Annotated in this window: 1 protein-coding gene; it reads right to left on the reverse strand. The window is 55.6% G+C overall.

Annotated elements, in window-relative coordinates; genetic code table 11:
• Positions 1–84 precede the first annotated feature (84 nt).
• Positions 85–1,422 (reverse strand): group II intron reverse transcriptase/maturase, encoded by a 1,338-nt coding sequence (ltrA, locus tag BQ4888_RS10680; protein ID WP_092057173.1) that lies wholly within the window; start codon positions 1,420–1,422, stop codon positions 85–87.
• Positions 1,423–1,914: the final 492 nt, after the last annotated feature.

The raw sequence follows: 1,914 nt of genomic DNA on the forward strand, positions 1-1,914 counted from the left end.
GGTAGAGTAGAGAGCAGGTTTTACCCTGCCCTCCCTCATCAAACCGTGCATGCGGTTTTCCCGCACACGGCTTTCCGATGTTCTTCACCGCAAGGCATGCGCCCTCTTCCAACCCGCTGAGGTCGGCACTTTGTACAGGCCATATTTCTCATAGAGAGACCTGCTTGGAAACCGGACGTAACCTGCGTTTCTGTCTCTGACCTTGTGCCGCTTGCGCAGGTGGGTATTCAGCCGCTGTTCGAGGTGATTGCGTATTCGACTCAGCGTCTGGCTGCAATTGCGGTAGTGAAAGTAGCCAACCCAGCCTCTGACCATGGCGTTGGTTTTGTTCACCACCCATTCAAGGGGCATGACCGTCCGCTCTCGTCTCGTGAGTTCGGTGATCCGATCTTTGACTTTCTGCTCGGCTTTCTTCGACGGCTGGACGTGAGGATACAGCCTCCCCGTTCTTCTGCTTTTTCCCATCCAGATGGTGAATCCGAGGAAATCGAACTTCCCCTTGTAGGCATTGACGATTTTGGTCTTTGCTTCGTTCAGGGTCAGTTCCAACCGTTCCAGTATCTGCCGCAACACAGTCATGACCTGACCGGATTGCCCTCTCCGGCAAAGCAGAACAATGTCGTCCGCGTACCTGACGATGCGGGCGCCCAGCCGTCGTTGCAAGTTATTCCGCTCCCAGATCCTGTCCAGTAGGTGCAGATAGAGATTGGACAACAGCGGCGAGATGACTCCGCCTTGCGGCGTACCTTTGCGATTACCCTTGCCGCCGCCGATGTTTCGCTTCGTTCCATCTTTGTCCACCTCCACAACCGGGGCCTTGAGCCACATCTGGATCAGGTGCAGGATCGCCCCGTCGCAGATGCGCTCGGCAACCACGGCCATGAGATTGGCGTGGGGGATGGTGTCGAAGTATTTGGAAAGATCGGCATCGATGACTTCGGTATATCCGGTGTTCATGGCATAGGCGACGTCATCGACTGCGGCGTGGGCTGACTTCTTCGGTCGGAATCCATAGGAGGTTTCGCAGAAATCCGCCTCGAAGATCGGCTCGATGACCAGCTTTGCGGCCATTTGAGCCACCCGGTCCCGGATGGTCGGAATACCCAAAGGTCGCTGACTGCCATCCGCTTTCGGTATCATGACCCGTTTGACCGGATCGGGTTTGTACGTCTTGTTTCTCAGTGCTTCTTCCAACTCCGCAATGAATGCGGTGATCCCTTCCTGTTCCTCGATGGCCGCAAAGGTGACGCCGTCGATGCCGGCGCTCCCTTTGTTGGCACGGACAAGGGCATAGGCGTGACTAAGGATGTCAGCCCGATAGACCTTGTCGTACAAGGCGTGGAAGCGACAGGCCGGTTCTTGCTTGGCCTTACGGTAGAGCTTCCTCTGTAGCGTTCTGATTATTTCCGGGGTTTTTAGCATGGTTGCAATCCCCACATCCTCCGCTCTTTGGTTGCATGAACAAAGCAGGGTCCCTTCCCTCGGGCAGGGTTTTGTTGTCCCGTGCCCTCAAACGGTACTATGGACCCCTCCGACTCCCGATGCAGCCCAATGCGATTTCGTTCCCTTATACGCATCGGTTGATGTTCCTCGACATCACCGCACCGGGTCTCCAGCACTGGGCTAAATATCTTCTGCAACATGCCGCCCCTGCTACCCCGGAAGATTACACAGACCGTTTCCGTTATCAGAATCTGTGACGTCGGCCTTCCCCGTCTGTCCACCGGGTCGGCATCTTCAGAAGAATTTAACGAGGCTACGTCTAGGTTCACTTGCGTTACGGCCTGCTGCTTTGCCAATTGGGAACTTACGACCCCTTGTTACCAAGACGCCGCTCCCTTGAGCTACCGGGGTGAACGGACAACTCCCCGGACGGGACTTAAACCCGTTAGATATTCAACTGTTACTGCGTAC

This window comes from Desulfuromonas acetexigens (assembly GCF_900111775.1).
Classification (GTDB): Bacteria; Desulfobacterota; Desulfuromonadia; order Desulfuromonadales; family Trichloromonadaceae; genus Trichloromonas; species Trichloromonas acetexigens.

Coding starts and splice junctions, on each gene's coding strand:
- ltrA (WP_092057173.1), bottom strand. CDS start 1,422: ATGCTAAAAACCCCGGAAATAATCAGAACGCTACAGAGGAAGCTCTAC.